Consider the following 16,084-nt stretch of genomic DNA (forward strand, 5'->3'; position numbering starts at 1 on the left):
TCGGAGGATTGACATGTGGGTCCCCCGGCGTGGCAGGCGCTGACGCGCCCACTCGGCCGAAGGTCTCGCCCACCGGCACCGAGAGACGTCACGGTGCCGGTTCGCCAGGCCGGGTCCGGTGACTCGCGTCACAGTGCCGATATGTCGACACTGGCGATTGGGGGCTACTCCCCTTCGCTGACCTTCACGCTAGCGGGGCGGATTCGAAAACGCAAAGGCGACAATAAGTTTGGGCAACCTCGTCGTGGAATTTCGGGAACCCTCACGATGCCAGCAGCATCGCCAAAACAGCGGTGTCGGGATCACTGATCGGGTCGATGCCGACTCGGCTGACCATGGAGGTGACCGTGCCGTCCGCCTCCGCCTCCACCCACGCCGCCCGGTGGTCGAGACCCAGGTGAGGCAGGCCGGGTAGCAGGACGCAACCGGATGCCGCGCCTGCACATTCCGGCAACGACGGCGTGGTCTCCGACGGTGGGTGCAGCATCATCAACGCCGGTGGCTGATGGTCCGCGAACCGCCCGGGAGCGAGCGCGAACTCACCGAGGACGGTGCCCTCGGCAACCACGAGGCCGACGGTCTCGGGCTCCGGTTCCTCCGGCAGATCCTCGCGGGCGCCGAACACCGTCGTGGTGTGCAGAAGCCCCGGAATGCACGCCACCCGGACGGCGAGGGCAAGCAGCTGCGCCCATTCCTTGGTGGTGTCGGGCCAACGCCCCGAAATGACGAATCCGCGCAAAGTACCTGCGGCCTGGAAGGGCGAGATGCCGATGTAGCCGTCCCTGTTCATCTCTGCCTCCTCGGTGTGAATGACGTGCTGGAAACATGCCTCGTGCGCACACCTCGTTGGGTACTTGAAGAATGCACCGAACAATGCCTGGCACACAAGTGCACACGAGTGCTAACGCACACGAGTGCTCACCGGGTGGCAGGCGGCGCTCGTTCCTCAGAGAACCCTCAGAAAGCCCACAGCCCCCCGCTATCAAAGCCCCCTACCCTCACCGGAATGACGTCTGAGCGCCCAGGGAAATCCGTCGGCCACCACGCCGCAACCGACACGATGCGACAGTTCTTCACGCCCCGCCGCACTGCCGCACTGGGCCTGGCCGCGCTCGTCGCCGTCTCCGCGGCCGGCCTCGGCGCCCTGTTTCTCGGTGACGCGCCCGACAGCCGGACGGTGGCGATCGTGAACGCGGATGCGGGTGCCACGGTCGAGGGGGAGGCAGTGCGGGCCGGCGAATCGCTGATCGGGAATCTCGAAGCGAATCAGGATTTCGACTGGCGGGTGGTGTCGGCCGACGAGGCGGAGACCGGCAACTATTTCGCCACCGTCACCGTGCCCGAGGATTTCAGTGCCGCAGTGTCGTCGATCTGGGGTCCGAAACCGCGGCAGGCCACCCTCGGCCTCGACGTGGAGGGCTCCGACGAGGTGGCATCCCTCACACTGTCCGAGGTGGTGTCTTCTCAGGTCGGGGCCGATGGTGTCGCCGACCTGCTGGCCGACATGTCGAAGTCGCGGACTACCTTTCAGCAGGCGGGGATGGCCGCCGGACTTCTCGCGGCGGGCACATCCGCGGCGGACGATGCGGCACAGCAACTCACCGCCGGCGCCGACACGCTGCTGCCGTACCTCGAGACGGCGCGATCGGGCGCAGTGCAACTCCTCGGCGTGGCGGATCAGGTAGCGAGTGTGGTCGACGAGACGGCCGGAACAGCGAACGACCTGGCAGATCGGCTGAGCGCGCTGGGACTGACCTTGGGTGAAGCGAACGACAGTGCCGTGCAGATGCGCACGAGAATCGATGCGGCGATCCGCGTTCTCGCGGCCACTCCCGTCGCGCCCGAAGTGGTTCCGGTCCTACAGCAGGTGAGTGCGGACCTGGGATTGCTTTCAGGCCAGCTGACTTCGGTCCCGGGGCTTCTGGGTGAGCAAGTCGGCCCCGACACCGACCTGGGTGAACTCGTCCGGGTGGCGATGGGACAGCTGAACGACGCAAGTGCCGAACTGAGCAGTGGCGCGCGCCAACTGAACGACGGCATCGTCCCGATCGCTGATCAGGCTCCCGAGCTGCTGGCCGGTGCCACCACGCAGATCGTCGACGGCTTCGCGAAATTGAAGGCACTGTCGGGGCAGCTGTCGACCGATCTCAATGCCGGGGTGGCCGCCATGCCTGCCCGGTCCGGGGCCCAGCAGACGCAGTTGGCGACCGTTCTCGCGGACCCGGTCGCGGTGTCGCGCAGCGTCAGTGCGCCGACCCCGATCCTGACCGCCGGTCACCTGGCCGTCGGATTCGGGTGCACGACGGTGCTACTCGCCGGCATTGTTGTGTGGATGAGCCTGCGAAGAGGTAACTTTCAGCGCGCATCCTGAATGCGTCGCCAGGGAGTTGCCTGCTCCAACTCGAACGCCAACTCGAGCAGGGTGCGCTCGTCCCCGTGGTTCGCGGAGAAATGTGAGGCGAGTGGAAGCCCCTGCGACGTCTCGTGCAGCGGCAGCGAGATGGCAGGGCTGCCGGATGCGTTGTTGAGCGGCGTGAACGCCGTGTAGGCGATGAGCTTGTCGAACAGTTCCTCGAAACCTTGTTTGGGGGAGAGGTATCCGAGTTCGGGTGTCGTGTGTGCGAGGGCGGGTGAGAGCACCACGTCGTACGTCTGGAACACCCGGGCGTACTCGCGGTACGTACGACGCAGCCGGTACAGCATCTGGGGTGTTCTGGCCATTTTCTTCCGGTACATCGCAGCCAGCCCGCGTGTCAGGTTGTCGGTAGCGGCTCGATCGAAATCCGGCCCGAGCATCCGCTTGCCGTTGTTGGAAATGACGAACGCGAGGAATCCCCAGTAGGTGCAGAAATCGTCGACGAAGGACTGGTTCACCGGCATCGGTGCTTCCTCTACGTGATGTCCCAGCTCGGCGAGTAGGTCGGCGGTGGCGTGAACCGACTTTCGCGTTTCGTCGTCGGTGGGAGACGTGGTGACGGAATCGACGACCACGCCGATGCGGAGCCTGGTGGTGCTGGGCCCCTCCACCAATCGGATGGGCGGCAGCGTCGGATTGCGGTAGTAGCGTTCGGCCGCGGCCATCCACCGAGCGGTATCGCGGACCGACCGGGTGACGACGCCCTGCGAGATGATCCTGACGGGCAGCGTCTTGTCCATGGCATCGGGCACCGTGCGACCCCGGGACGGTTTGAGGCCGACGAGCCCGCAGGCCGCGGCGGGAATGCGGATGGAGCCGCCGCCGTCGTTCGCGTGGGCGATCGGAATCACCCCGGACGCGACGAGCGCGGCCGAACCGCCGGACGAGGCGCCAGGGGAGTACGCGAGGTTCCACGGGTTGTGCACCGGTTCTGCATCCATGAATTCCGTCGAGGCACTGAACCCGAATTCCGGTAGCCGGCTCTTTCCGAGCGAGACGATCCCGGTCGAGAGGTACTGCGCCACGAAGTCGCTGTCGGCCCGGGCCGGTGTGGCGGTGAACGCTGAACTGCCGTGCTGGGTGGGCTGGCCGGCGACGTCGACGTTGTCTTTGATGACCGTCGGCACCCCGGCGAACACGCCTTCGTGGGGGCGTCCCGATTCTGTCAGGGCGCGGTCGAAGTCGGGGAACGCCAGCCCGCACAGTAAAGGTTCGACCGACTCGGCGCGGGCGATTGCCGCTTCGGTCACCTCACGGACCGAGACTTCCTTGGACGCGATCCGCTCCGCGATACCGGTGGCGTCCAGATCGCCGAGCGCATCGTCGCGGAAGGCGTGGACGGCGGAGTCTTTGCGTGGCGTGCTGTTGTCGGTCACGGATCAAGGCTATTGGACGCACGGCCAACTCGGACGAATTCCGGAGTGGCGAGGGCGCCGGAACGGCACGAGCGCACAGAAATGCCCGGAGGCGTTCTGTGCGCTCGTGGGAGAAGAGAGGAGATCAGCCGATGAGGCCGGCGCCCTGAGTGCGGGCGCGGGTGAAGCGTTCCTCGGCGTCTGCCCAGTTCACGATGTTCCACCAAGCCTTGACGTAGTCGGGCTTGACGTTCTGGTAGTCGAGGTAGAAGGCGTGCTCCCACATGTCGAGCATGACCACGGGGATCAGCGCGGCGGTGATGTTGCCGTGCTGGTCGGTCATCTGCTCGATGACCAGTCGCTGGCCGATGGTGTCATACCCGAGCAGTGCCCAACCGGAACCCTGCAGGGTGGTCGCGACACCGGTGAAGTGAGCCTGGAACTTGTCGAACGAACCGAACTGGTCGTCGATCGCGGCGGCCAGCTCGCCGGTGGGCTTGTCGCCACCGTTGGGCGAGAGGTTCTTCCAGAAGATGGAGTGGTTGGTGTGTCCACCGAGGTTGAAGGCCAGGTTGCGGGAGAGCAGCAGCGCCTTGTCGGCGATGGTGCCGTCTTCGCGGGCTTCGGCCATCTTCTCGAGGGCGGTGTTGGCGCCCTTGACGTAGGTAGCGTGGTGCTTGTCGTGGTGCAGCTCCATGATCTTGCCGGAGATGTGCGGCTCGAGGGCTGCGTAGTCGTAGGGGAGTTCCGGCAGCGTGTATTCAGACACGAGGGTCCCTTCTTTGCGGGCGTGTGGCCCTGATTCTTCCGGGTGCGAACGCCGCGTGAGCATGCGTCACGCACCCGCCTTTTCCAATCGTTCTCGGGTATATACCCAATCTCATTGGTACACCGTGCGCAACACCGGGGCACAGGGGGCGATTCCCTCACAGTAAAGTTCGGCTACCCGAAAAAAATCTGACACGGCAGATCCGGCGGTCGTGAAAATTCGTCTGCCCGGTGAACGGAACCTTAAGCTGTCGCGGTGCCTTTGCTGATACCTGTTGCAGATTCACACGCGGCCGCACCGCGCGTGGAGCTCACGGGCGCGAATCTGCTGCGTTTCTTCGCGGTGCTGACCGTCATTTATTCGCACATCTCGTTCTATCTGATCGACGATCTCGGAACGGGATGGTGGTTCATCGACGTCGTCTATCAGATATTCATCGAACGGGCCGGACTGAATCAGCATTTGTCTTTTCTCGGTGTCGCCGTATTCATGATGCTGACCGGGGTGTTGATCACCCGTTCGGCTATTCGTCACCCGCCCGGGCGATTCCTGTTCAACCGGCTCGGGCGCATCCTGCCCGCATTCTGGGTGGCGATTCTCGCCGCCGTCGTCCTGGTACGCCTGGGAATCAACGGCATGTTCAGTGGACAGGACGGAATCTCCAACGTCGACGCCCTCCTGAGCTTTCTGCTCGGCGGATTCTTTCTCAAACCGGAAGTCGCGGTACTCGGCGTCACGTGGACCCTGGCCGTGCAGATTCTCTTCTATGTCGCCTGCGTCGCCGCGCGGCCGGTCCTACGCGCCACGCCCATTGCGATGCCTCTCGCCGGCGCCGCGATCTGCTCGCTGATCCTGCTGTACAACCTGTACGTGCCGCAGCCCTTCACGGTGCCGATGCTGTCCAAGATCGCCGCGACGTTGCCCGCCGTGTTCCTCGGTCAACTCATCTACCTCGGCTGGGCCAGGCTCGCGGAGCCACGATGGATCATCATCGCCGGGCTCGCCCAGGTGAACGTCATCCACCTCGCCACCGACTTCCGGGTGTACTGGGCAGGGGAACACTACCTGTGGACATTCGCCGTCGTCACCGCGTGCGTCGTGCTCGTCGGCCGGTACGACGGACCGGCCGCCCACTGGGCCGTCGTCCGCTGGACGGCGACGCGCAGCTACGCGATCTACCTCGTCCATACACTCGTTCTGTACCGGGTGTACGAGCACACCGTCGGCCATTTCGGCGCGACCGGCGCCATCGTCGTCTTCCTCCTGGTGACCGCGCTGATCTCGGAGGCGCTGTACCGATGGGTGGAATTGCCTGCCTCGCGGTGGGTCGCCGCGCGCATTCCGGACCCGGGTGAAACGACGACATCGGTCGAGGAGACGCCTGCGACTGCACGCGTAGCATCGAGTCATGTCTTGGTACGACGAGCTGCTGGGTCGGGCAACCGCTAAGTCGACGATGGTCACCGCCGAGGGTGCGCTCCCCGGCCGGGATCGGCCGATGCCGGTTCCGGCGACGCACTTCGTGAACGGTCATCCGCTGCAGCCGCCGTTCCCCGAAGGAATGCAGACCGCGGTGCTGGGGATGGGATGTTTCTGGGGCGCCGAGAAAGAGTTCTGGCAGCTCGACGGCGTGTACACGACCGCTGTCGGATACGCAGGTGGCTATACCCCGAATCCCACCTACGAGGAGACCTGCTCCGGTCGGACCGGGCACACCGAGGTCGTGCTCGTGGTGTTCGATCCGCACGTCATCTCCTACGCCGAAATCCTCAAGGAGTTCTGGGAGAATCACGATCCCACCCAGGGCATGCGGCAGGGCAACGACCAGGGCACGCAGTACCGGTCCGCGATCTACACGATGAACGAGTCGCAGGTCGAGATCGCGGAAGCGACGGCCGAGGCTTTCGAAAAACGCCTCGCCGACGCCGGCTACGGGGCAATCACCACGGAGATCGCCCCGCTCACCCAGTTCTTCTACGCGGAGGACTACCACCAGCAGTACCTCGCCAAGAACCCCGGCGGCTACTGCCCGGTGCACGCCACCGGAGTCAGCTGCCCCGTCGGAGTGCTGAAGCAGGACGAGGTCCCCTCTCAGACGGATGTGCTTCCGCCGTCGTAGCTCAGGTTCCGGTCGCCGCCCACACGAGCACCGCCGAGGCCGACAGTGCGCTGACCGTGCGCACGTGGTTCCACGCAGTCCACCCGGGCACGTAGTTTCCCCAGACGTCCGCTGCGTCGTTCCCGCCGGGATCGACCGCGTCCAGCGCATTGTTGCGCGGGACGTGATAGACCACCGTCAACACGATCCCGGTGAGATAGAGAACGCACGCAACCACTGCGTAGCTCGCCGACGCGTGGTGCCGGACCACCGTCGCCACGGCCAGCGCGATCGAGGTCACCGCCGTACCGAACAACGCGGTCATGAAGAAAGCATTCGGCGCTGCACGATTGATGACCTGCATGGCCGCGATGCCCTGTCGCGGTTCGAGGCGGCTCAGCGCCGGCATGATGAACGTCGAGAACGCGAACATCACACCGCCGATCAACCCCGCCCCTACGGCCGTGACGATCAGCAGGGAACGCTCCATCACCTCTCCTTCCAGACGCCCGCTGCCGCTGCGGCGCGGGCGTAGTTGGCGAAGTCCTTCGGTGCCCGTCCGAGAGCCCGCTCCACCCCGTCGGTGAGATATGCATTCCGCCCGTCGAGAACGTCCTCGAACAGGTAGGTGAGCAGACCGATCGCATCGGGGGCCAGCCCCGCCGCGGCCAGCAGTGACGCATAGTCCGCCGAAGTGGTGGTGACATAACGGAAGTCGCGCCCCGTTGCCTCCGAGACTGCGGCGACGGCGTCAGCAAACGACATCAAGCGGGGGCCGGTCACCTCGTACAACTCGCCCGCGTGCCCGTCCTCGGTGAGTGCAGCGACGGCGATGTCGGCGAGATCGTCGGCGTCGACGAAGGGTTCGAGGACGTCGCCGACGGGCAGAGTGAGAGTTCCGGTGCGCAACGCGTCGGCCATGAAACTTTCACTGAAGTTCTGGCTGAACCAACTCGAGCGGAGGATGGTCCACTCCACGCCCGACTTCTGCACCACCTGTTCGCTCCGCTCCGCCTCCCGTTCGCCCCGGCCGGACAGCAGAACCAGCCTTTGCGCTCCGGCCGCCACCGCAGTCTCGGTGAATTTCTCGACCACTTCGGCGGTCCCCGGCACGGCGAGATCCGGGTAGTAGGCGATGTACACCGAGGTGATGCCCTCGAGCGCGGGCGTCCACGTGTCTTCGTCGTCCCAGTCGAAGGGCGGGTGGCCGGATCGTGAACCACTGCGGGCGGGCGCTCCCGCGGCGGCGAGTCCGCGGAGAACACGGCCGCCGATCTTGCCGGTGCCGGTCAGGACGAGGGTGGAAGTTGTCGTTGTCATGCGTCCAGTCAAGACGGAAGTGGTGAGACTATCCATGGTCGAGAAGCGCTCATTCATACGCCAGCGTCTACGATCGCGTCCATGGATCCCCTCGCCGGTCTCATCAGCGGTCCCCGGGCCACCGGAGCCTTCGTGCTCCGCTCGATCATGGAACCACCGTGGTCGCTGCAGATCGACGACCGTGCACCGCTCAGTCTCGTGGCCGTGGGGCGCGGCGAGGCGTGGATCTCCCCCCATGCCGGCGAACCCATCCGGTTGACCGAGGGGGACATCGCTGTCGTGCGTGGACCGGAACGCTACATCGTCGCGGATGACCCGGCGAGGGCGCCGCGCGTCGTCATCAATCCCGACCAGAGCTGCACGACGCTGCACGGGGAACCGCTCGCCGAATCGATGGATCTGGGCGTCCGGACGTGGGGAAACAACCCCAGCGGCCGCACCGTGATGTTGACCGGAACGTATACGACGCCCGGCGAAATCAGCCGCCGCCTGCTGTCGGCGCTGCCCCAGCTGGTGGTGCAACGCCGCACCGACTGGGACTCCCGGCTGGTCACCCTTCTGCACGACGAGGTGGTGCGCGACGAGCCCGGCCAGGAAGCGGTTCTCGACCGGTTGCTCGATCTACTGCTCATCGCTGTGCTGCGTGCGTGGTTCGCCCGGCCTGCGGTCGAGGCGCCGTCGTGGGTGCGGGCACAGACCGATCCGGTGGTCGGCAAGGCGATGCGCATCCTGCAGAACAATCCGGCGCAACCGTGGACCGTCGCTTCGCTTGCCGCCGAGACCGGGATGTCCCGCGCTGCCCTTGCCCGCAGGTTCACCGAACTGGTCGGGGAGCCGCCGATGACCTACTTGGCCCACTGGCGGCTTGCTCTGGCCGCCGACCTGCTCCGCGAGCCCGACGCCACCGTGGCCGCGGTTGCGCAGCGAGTCGGGTACGGCAGCGGTTTCGCGCTGAGTGCGGCATTCAAGCGAGTACGGGGCATGAGCCCCAAAGAACATCGGGAACTGGCCCTATGCGGACGAACCCCGGGAGGAGTATCAGTGGAGGTGTAATACCACACAGTGCCCAAGCACACACCTCGATGACTTGATCTTGTTTGCGAAGCGTACGACCCTGGAAGCAGGAGATTGTCGGCGAGAGGACCGGAACGACATGTGGAAGAACTCTCGAGCGGGAGGGCTGCCGCTGCGGCCCGGCTCCGCCCGGCGCAACCCTCTGATGCGACGTTCCGACCGCATCGAGAACCTTCTCACGCTTGCAGTGATCGTGCTCGCCTTTGCGATGCTTCCGCTCGCCATCTTCGCGGGTGCGAAGACCGCCGCCAGTCAAGAAGTGCTGGCTGAGCAGCAGACCTCCGAGTTCCGGACCGTCACCGCGACCACCCTCGCCGACTCCACAGGCGTGACGATGTCCTCCGACGTCGCACCGTCCGGAGTCGACACCGCCCCGGCCAAGTGGACGTGGGGTGACCAGACCCGCCGCGCCGACATCACCGTCGATCCCGCCACTCCCGCGGGCACCGAGGAACAGATCTGGGTCGACGGCGAAGGGAACCTGACCACCCAGCCGATGTCGGCGTCTGCCGCACGAGTGGCCGGAGTGATTGCCGGCCTGTTCACCTGGTTCGTGGTGATGATGATCGCGATGTCCGGATTCCTCATCACCCGGGCGTCCCTCAACCGTGCCCGCGACGCCCAGTGGGACCGCGACCTCCGGCAGTTCCTGGACTCGACCACCCGCCACTGACCGGGCTGCCTGTCACAGTCGGTGCAGTTCGACCTCGCGCAGTTCCCCGTCCCGAACCTCGGCCGTCATGTACGTGCAGAACGGCTGACGACGGCGATCCGTGGGGGACCCCGGATTGAGCAGGCGCAGACCCGTGTCGGAGACCGTGTCCCACGGAATGTGACTGTGCCCGAACACGAGAACGTCGGTGTCGGGGTAGGCGGCGGACATCCGCTTCTCCCGGCCGGTGGACGCCCCGGTCTCGTGCACGACAGTGAAGCGGACCCCCTCCAGTGTCACCTCAGCCGTCTCGGGCATCCGCGCGCGCAGGTCGTCGCCGTCGTTGTTTCCCCAGCAGGCGACGAGCCGGGTGGACCGTTCCTCGAGCGCATCGAACAGCGCCACGTCCACCCAGTCCCCGGCGTGAATGACCACATCGGCCTTGTCGACCTCCTCCCAGACGAGGGCGGGAAGATCCCGCGCACGCTTGGGCACATGGGTGTCGGCAAGAAGCAGCAACCTCATACCTTGATTGTGCTGTAGTTGTCCTGGTTCAGCTCAGCTGCGGAAGTACCTCGCTCGCGACCAGTTCGAGGTGGTCGAGGTCGCTCAGGTCGAGGGTCTGCAGGTAGATGCGCTGTGATCCCGCTTCGGTGTAACGGCCGATCTTGTCGACCAGTTCGGCGGGCGACCCGGCGAGTCCGTTCTCCCGCAGTTCGCTCACCTCACGCCCGATGTTCGAGGCCCGTCGGGACACTTCCTCCTCGGTGCGGCCACAGCACAACACCAGCGCGTTGGAGTACACCAACTCGGTGGGGTCGCGGTCGATGGCCTTGCACGCGAGATGGACTCGTTCGATGATGTCGCGCGTGTCCTCGATGGAGGCGAAGGGAACGTTGAACTCGTCGGCGTACTTCGCGGCCAGAGCCGGCGTCTTCTTCTTGCCCGCACCGCCGATCACGACGGGAGGGCCCTGCGGCTGTCGAGGTTTGGGAAGGGCAGGTGAGTTCTCGATCTGGAAGTGCTTCCCGCTGTGCGAGAAGGACTCACCACGAGGTGTGCGCCACAGTCCGGTGATTACTGCCAGAGATTCCTCGAGTCGTTCGAAACGCTCTTTCAGAACGGGGAACGGGATGCCGTACGCCTTGTGCTCTTCCTCGAACCAGCCGGCACCGATCCCGAGGTCGACGCGTCCCCCACTCATGTCGTCGACCTGCGCCACCGAGATGGCCAACGGTCCCGGATGGCGGAAGGTCGCGGAGGTGACGAGGGTGCCCAGCCGGATGGTGGACGTCTCCCGGGCCAGAGCGGCCAAGGTGATCCACGCGTCCGTAGGGCCGGGCAAGCCCTCGCTGTTCATCGCGAGGTAGTGATCGGAGCGGAAAAATGCGCCATAGCCGAATTGTTCGGCGGCCTGCGCCACGGCCAGAAGGTCGGTGTAGGTAGCGCCCTGCTGAGGTTCGGTGAAGATTCGCAACTCCATGGCAGCCACTTTGCCCGATGCGCCGTCGGTACGCTGAATTCATGGCCAAGAAGATCCCGCTCTCCCTGCCGAAACCGCTGGCCGACAGGTTGCCCGACGCGCTCGGTGGCGGCGGTGCGGGCGTGGTCCCGGTGGTGCGCCTGCACGGAATGATCGCGTCGGGAGGCGCCGGTTTCGGGCGGGTCCTGAGCGCGGAGTCGGTCGAGGAACCGCTTCGCCGCGCCTTCACCGCACACGGCGCCAAGGCCGTGGCACTCCTCATCAACAGTCCCGGTGGTTCGCCGACGCAGAGTGAGTACATCGGCGCCCGCATTCGGCAGCTCGCGTCCGAGCACGAACTGCCGGTGCTCGCGTTCTGTGAAGATGTCGCGGCGTCCGGCGGATATTGGCTCGCGTGTGCCGCCGACGAAATTTATGCCACCGCGACGTCGGTGGTCGGTTCCGTCGGCGTGATCTCGGCGGGGTTCGGATTCTCGGAACTGATCGACCGCATGGGCATCGAGCGACGGCTGCACTCCGCAGGTGAGGCGAAGGCCCGCCTCGACCCGTTCTTCGCCGAGAAGTCGGAGGACGTGCGGTGGCTGGAACAGATCCAGGAGGGCATCCACGACGAGTTTCGGAACTGGGTGATCGAACGCCGCGGTGACAAGCTGAAGGCGACCGAGGAAGAGCTGTTCAACGGCGAAGTGTGGCTGGGCCGACGGGCCGTCGAACTCGGCGTCGTGGACGGAATCGGCACCCTACGCGAGGTGGTGGAGAAGCGATTCCCCGACGCCACCATCGAACTGACGGGCCCGCGCCGCTCACTTTTCGCGAAACTCGGTCTGCCCGCCGCCGGATGGGACGACGCCGTGGCAGCCGTGGTCGGGGCGGCGAGGGCCCGTGTCGCCTGGTCCCGGTACGGCCTCTGATCTCCCGGGACGCCCGGCTACTTCGGTACGACGACCCCGACCGGGCCCACACCCACACACACCGACAGGTCAGGAGTCAGCGTCTTCACCCGCAGACTCTGCCCGCCGCCCGTGAGGCGCACGTACACCGAGTTGAGTCCGCGGTGCACCGGCACCCGCACGGGATCACCGACCTCCATGGCCACGGAAAGCTCACCGTCCGCACTGGCGAGATAGTTCAGCTGGGCCGTCCACTCCCATCCCGTCAGCGGGCCGTCGAGAGCGACTGGGACGAAGCTGCGCTTGTCTACCAGATGCCCGCAGTCCGGTACCGTCCCCGGCTCGAGCGACCGCACCCACGTCACCTGCGCATCGACCAACATCCCGGAGTCGTCGAGCATCCGTAGCCGGTCGGTGCTGTCGGCGAATGCCGGACGGTCCGGGAGGGGCGCGAAGACCCGGCTGACGAGATTGTTCGGATACGCCACCGGAAGCAGCACCCAGATCGACACCGGTTGTTCGAGCAGGGCTGCGTCTTGATGCTCGGCCAGGGACGCACGGGCCGTGGTCAGGTAGTCGGTGGTGGGGTTCTCCGCCCAGCTCCGCGTGAACGTGTACGTCGACCACAGGCTGCCGACCACGAACGCGGCGACCACGGTCGCCGCCACGACCGGCCGGGTGAGGAACGGGACCGGGACGGGCCCCCGTGCGGGTGCCCGCACGATCAGCGCGGTACCGATCGCCAGCACGACCGCCGTGTCGGTGAAATAACGCAGAGTCTGGGCCAGCTCGTAGGTGGTGTCGGCTCCCCACCGGGTGACCACCATCGCGGCCACCGACAGCAAGAAATAACCGGCAGTGAGAATCCACACCGCACCGATGCGACGCTTCGATCGCATCGTCGCGACCACCACCGCGAGAAGAACCAGCCAGCTCACCACCACGAGAGCCGGGGACGGAGACGCCCACGGCGGACTCGGAATCCAGCGGTCCCACGTCCACGGCCCCCCGAGCAGCGTCGGCACGAGACCCAGTGAGGTTGCGTGGTGGAACAACTGGAACGCCCGAGACGGTCCTGCCCACTCGAACTGCGACTCCACGGTGAACAGGTAGAGCGCCGCCCACCCACCGAGCACCACTCCCGAACCGATCCACAGGGGAGCGCCGCGCCGCAGTGTGGACCACAGCGGTCGAGGAGCGCCGTCGACGTGCGCGAGCAACGCCACGGTCGCGAACGCCACAAAAGGCACCACCACAGACTTCTCGAAGAAGAGCAACCCCGCGACGGTGACGAGGATGGCGGAGATCGCGTATCTGCGTCGTCCCGTCCGGCACAGCTCCAGTGCGTCACCCGCCACCCAGGCAAGCGCGATCTGCAGAGGTAGTGCGTTGAGCGCCGCCGCCCACCACGCGAACGCGGGCACCGTCAACGGCGTGAACAGGTACAGCGCCAGAGGGATCAGCACCGCGGGCCGCAGTCCCAGAATTTTGCGCAACAACCGGAAGACCGCGTAGGACGCCGCCGCCTGAAGCGCGATCATCGTGATCATCGGCAGGATCCACTGGTAAGGCGCGATTCGTGTCGCGATACCGGCGACCAGGAAGGCGCCGGGCATCAAGTGACCGTCGTGGTCGTAGACAAGAAGGTCGGCTGACAGGAGCGGCAGGCTCCCGCCCCGCCCATTGAGGATCAGATCGTCCCAGTAGAAGTCGCTGCGAGCTGCCACCCACGACCGGACGAGTAGCGATACGGCGATGAGGCCCAGAGCCAGGTGGAGGACGCGGGCGGGTCCGAGCTGCCACCGCGATCCGACGTCGTCCGTCATCGTTTTCCGAGATTACAGATCGAGTGGAACCAAACGGCGCCGGGCTGCGTCAGATCAGGTGTCGGGGAAAATCTGCCCCGGCACGCGGTGGGGGAGAAGACGGTCGGTCCGGAGTTTTCGGGTTGCTTCGCGGGCAACCCGGCATGGAGGGGTAATTCCGGGCCGCGCCGTCGCCCAGCCGAATCGCATCGTTCACCGACCTGCGGTGTCAAGTTCATCCACGGTTGTGGACCGTTCATGTCGAGGCTGTCAACAACGGAGATTGTCCACGCCTTCTGACCAGGAATTGCGCGGTGTGAGCAGTGTTCATAACTGTGGATGAACCTGTGGAAACTGTGGATAACTCGAGAATCCCCGTGGCGCAGCTCACAAAATTGGTGGGAAAAGGACGAATCGGTCGCTGCCCGACCCCAACAGGTGGGTCGTGACAGAATCGGAACTGTGAAGTGGGTGCGGACGGCATGAGCGTCATTCAGGTGTGCGCACGATGCGCCGGCCGGTGGCCAGTTCTCGGCGCCCCGGCACAGTGGTGTCCTCGCTGTCACGGCGTGCTCCTCGCACCCATCCGGACCGAGCAGCAGCTTTCTCCCGATCAGCGTGGCTTCCGTTGGGTGGCGCGACCACCGCTCCGGCGTGGGGGGCTGGCCGCTGATCCTCCTGCGCCCAGTCCGACACCCCATTACACCGACGTTCCGCGTTGGGGACTTCACGACCACGTCGATGCGTCGCGTGGGGGGAGGAACTGGCCGGAAGCCATGGCCGACAAGGCCGCCACCTTCCTGATCGTCACCGCCGGCCTGTACGCGCTGGCCGTGCCGGCCGAACTGGGTCGCTACGCCGTCCTCGTCTGGAACAGGACCCGTTTGGTCGACCCGACCGTGCTCGCCGTCTCGGACGTCGCCGTCTTCGTCACCCAAGCCGGTGGAATGCTCTTCGCCCTGCTGTCCGGCATCGGTGGCGTGTGCTGGCTGCTGCGGATCCGCCGCCGCACATTCGCCCGGGAGCGAAGGTCGGATCCGCGTTCCGCCAATGAACTGATCGTCGGCTGCGCCGTCCCCGGCCTCAATCTGGTGATGCCGGGTGTGTTCCTACTCGAGGTCGTCCGGCGAGATCCCCGAGCTGTCACGCTCGTGCGAGCCTGGTGGGCCATGTGGGTCTTCGGTGTCGTCCTCCTCGTCTTCAACTGGTTCTGGCGGTCCCGTCCCGGGTTGCAGGCCATGGCCGACGGCGTCCTCCTGTCTGCGTTCACCGCAATGGTCGCGGCGGCCACCGCGCTGCTCGCCCTGCTGGTCCTGCGCAGACTCGAGGGCCGCACTCTGAAGGGGACGAAGGAAGCGGTCACCCGTTGGGTGATTGCCACCGACCCGCCGTCCGAATCGGAACCACCGGCGAAGAACTCGGGAACACCTGATCAGGAAGCGCTCGCCTCGTGAGCCCCGACCGGCGCGGACCGCTCGTCGTCGCGCATCGTGGTGCATCCGCGGCCAAGCCCGAACACACCCTCGCCGCGTACGAACTCGCGCTGAGAGAGGGTGCCGACGGGCTCGAATGCGATGTGCGGCTCACGAAGGACGGCCACCTCGTGTGCGTCCACGATCGCACCATCGATCGCACCTCCGACGGCGTAGGCGTCGTCAGCGAGATGACGCGCGACGAGCTGGCCCAATACAACTACGGCACCGCCGACGAGCCCGCCGAACTTCTCGAATTGAGTGCGCTCATCGAGCTCGCTCTCGACTCGGCGCGGCCCGTCAAGGTGTTCATCGAAACCAAGCATCCCGTCAGGTTCGGCGGGCTCGTGGAAAGCAAGGTCCTGGCCGAGTTGCAGCGGTTCGGCATCGCGTCCCCGCCGTCGGCCGACCACTCGCGCGCCGTCGTGATGTCGTTCTCGGCCGGAGCCGTGTGGCGGATCCGGAGATCGGCGCCGATGCTCCCGACCGTGCTGCTGGGGGAGTCGGCCCGCTATCTCGGCGGAGGAGCGGCGACGACGGTCGGCGCCACCGCGGTGGGTCCCTCGGTCAAGACCCTGCACGAGCACCCCGACATGGTCGACAAGGCCGCGGCCGCAGGGCGGGCCACCTACTGCTGGACCGTCGACGATCGGACCGATGTCGCTCTGTGTCGCGAACTCGGTGTCAGCTGGGTGGCTACCAACCACCCCGGGCGCACCAAGAATTGGCTGGCCTCCTGACCGAGCCTCT

16 protein-coding genes are annotated in these 16,084 nt (G+C 66.0%); 8 read left to right on the forward strand and 8 right to left on the reverse strand.

The annotated features are described in order from the left end of the window. Window positions 1-262 precede the first annotated feature (262 nt). Window positions 263-790, reverse strand: a complete 528-nt coding sequence (locus tag GFS60_RS01925; protein WP_109325944.1) for a peptidase — start codon at window positions 788-790, stop codon at window positions 263-265. Between the two features lie 216 nt (window positions 791-1,006). Between GFS60_RS01925 and GFS60_RS01930 the strand changes: the two genes are divergently transcribed. Next, a complete protein-coding gene (locus GFS60_RS01930) occupies window positions 1,007-2,371 on the forward strand; it encodes a YhgE/Pip domain-containing protein (RefSeq protein ID WP_159918764.1) in 1,365 nt (454 codons plus the stop codon). On the opposite strand, the gene GFS60_RS01935 is transcribed toward GFS60_RS01930, so the two are convergent. Both GFS60_RS01935 and GFS60_RS01940 read right to left on the reverse strand, forming a co-directional pair. Continuing rightward, on the reverse strand, window positions 2,356-3,792 hold the full coding sequence (locus GFS60_RS01935) for an amidase (protein WP_159918765.1): 1,437 nt from the start codon (window positions 3,790-3,792) through the stop codon (window positions 2,356-2,358). The two genes, GFS60_RS01930 and GFS60_RS01935, sit on opposite strands and share 16 nt — an antisense overlap. A gap of 124 nt (window positions 3,793-3,916) precedes the next feature. Beyond that, window positions 3,917-4,540, reverse strand: coding sequence for a superoxide dismutase (locus GFS60_RS01940; RefSeq protein ID WP_109334800.1), 624 nt, complete (start codon window positions 4,538-4,540; stop codon window positions 3,917-3,919). Window positions 4,541-4,795: 255 nt separating this feature from the next. Here GFS60_RS01940 and GFS60_RS01945 point away from each other — a divergent pair, with 255 nt between their 5' ends. Together GFS60_RS01945 and msrA are read left to right on the forward strand one after the other, a co-directional pair. Beyond that, window positions 4,796-5,989, forward strand: coding sequence for an acyltransferase family protein (locus GFS60_RS01945; RefSeq protein ID WP_159918766.1), 1,194 nt, complete (start codon window positions 4,796-4,798; stop codon window positions 5,987-5,989). After that, window positions 5,949-6,659: a peptide-methionine (S)-S-oxide reductase MsrA gene (gene msrA, locus GFS60_RS01950; protein ID WP_159918767.1), complete on the forward strand. Its 711-nt coding sequence runs from the start codon at window positions 5,949-5,951 to the stop codon at window positions 6,657-6,659. The genes GFS60_RS01945 and msrA overlap by 41 nt, the downstream gene beginning before the upstream one ends. A gap of 1 nt (window position 6,660) precedes the next feature. Here msrA and GFS60_RS01955 read toward each other — a convergent pair whose 3' ends face one another. Both GFS60_RS01955 and GFS60_RS01960 read right to left on the reverse strand, forming a co-directional pair. Then, a complete protein-coding gene (locus GFS60_RS01955) occupies window positions 6,661-7,128 on the reverse strand; it encodes an anthrone oxygenase family protein (protein ID WP_159918768.1) in 468 nt (155 codons plus the stop codon). Beyond that, entirely contained in the window at window positions 7,128-7,958 is an 831-nt protein-coding gene (locus GFS60_RS01960; RefSeq protein ID WP_159918769.1) for an NAD(P)H-binding protein, read from the reverse strand. The genes GFS60_RS01955 and GFS60_RS01960 overlap by 1 nt, the downstream gene beginning before the upstream one ends. A gap of 81 nt (window positions 7,959-8,039) precedes the next feature. Between GFS60_RS01960 and GFS60_RS01965 the strand changes: the two genes are divergently transcribed. Together GFS60_RS01965 and GFS60_RS01970 are read left to right on the forward strand one after the other, a co-directional pair. Continuing rightward, a complete protein-coding gene (locus GFS60_RS01965) occupies window positions 8,040-9,011 on the forward strand; it encodes an AraC family transcriptional regulator (RefSeq protein ID WP_159918770.1) in 972 nt (323 codons plus the stop codon). A gap of 100 nt (window positions 9,012-9,111) precedes the next feature. Next, window positions 9,112-9,705: an Rv1733c family protein gene (locus GFS60_RS01970; protein ID WP_159918771.1), complete on the forward strand. Its 594-nt coding sequence runs from the start codon at window positions 9,112-9,114 to the stop codon at window positions 9,703-9,705. A gap of 12 nt (window positions 9,706-9,717) precedes the next feature. Here GFS60_RS01970 and GFS60_RS01975 read toward each other — a convergent pair whose 3' ends face one another. Both GFS60_RS01975 and GFS60_RS01980 read right to left on the reverse strand, forming a co-directional pair. Beyond that, entirely contained in the window at window positions 9,718-10,209 is a 492-nt protein-coding gene (locus GFS60_RS01975) for a metallophosphoesterase family protein (protein ID WP_159918772.1), read from the reverse strand. A 28-nt stretch (window positions 10,210-10,237) separates the two neighbouring features. Continuing rightward, a complete protein-coding gene (locus tag GFS60_RS01980; RefSeq protein WP_159918773.1) occupies window positions 10,238-11,167 on the reverse strand; it encodes an LLM class F420-dependent oxidoreductase in 930 nt (309 codons plus the stop codon). 41 nt (window positions 11,168-11,208) lie between these two features. Here GFS60_RS01980 and GFS60_RS01985 point away from each other — a divergent pair, with 41 nt between their 5' ends. Beyond that, window positions 11,209-12,078, forward strand: a complete 870-nt coding sequence (locus GFS60_RS01985; RefSeq protein ID WP_159918774.1) for a S49 family peptidase — start codon at window positions 11,209-11,211, stop codon at window positions 12,076-12,078. 17 nt (window positions 12,079-12,095) lie between these two features. Here the strand turns inward: GFS60_RS01985 and GFS60_RS01990 are convergent, their stop codons facing one another. Beyond that, window positions 12,096-13,883 carry a hypothetical protein gene (locus tag GFS60_RS01990; RefSeq protein ID WP_159918775.1) on the reverse strand — a complete coding sequence of 596 codons (1,788 nt, stop codon included), beginning with the start codon at window positions 13,881-13,883 and terminating at the stop codon, window positions 12,096-12,098. A gap of 446 nt (window positions 13,884-14,329) precedes the next feature. Here GFS60_RS01990 and GFS60_RS01995 point away from each other — a divergent pair, with 446 nt between their 5' ends. Together GFS60_RS01995 and GFS60_RS02000 are read left to right on the forward strand one after the other, a co-directional pair. Beyond that, window positions 14,330-15,316, forward strand: a complete 987-nt coding sequence (locus GFS60_RS01995; protein WP_442972177.1) for a DUF4328 domain-containing protein — start codon at window positions 14,330-14,332, stop codon at window positions 15,314-15,316. Next, window positions 15,313-16,074, forward strand: coding sequence for a glycerophosphodiester phosphodiesterase (locus tag GFS60_RS02000; RefSeq protein WP_159918777.1), 762 nt, complete (start codon window positions 15,313-15,315; stop codon window positions 16,072-16,074). The genes GFS60_RS01995 and GFS60_RS02000 overlap by 4 nt, the downstream gene beginning before the upstream one ends. Window positions 16,075-16,084 lie beyond the last annotated feature (10 nt).

The sequence above is a fragment of the Rhodococcus sp. WAY2 genome, from assembly GCF_009859915.1.
Taxonomy (GTDB): domain Bacteria; phylum Actinomycetota; class Actinomycetes; order Mycobacteriales; family Mycobacteriaceae; genus Rhodococcus_F; species Rhodococcus_F oxybenzonivorans.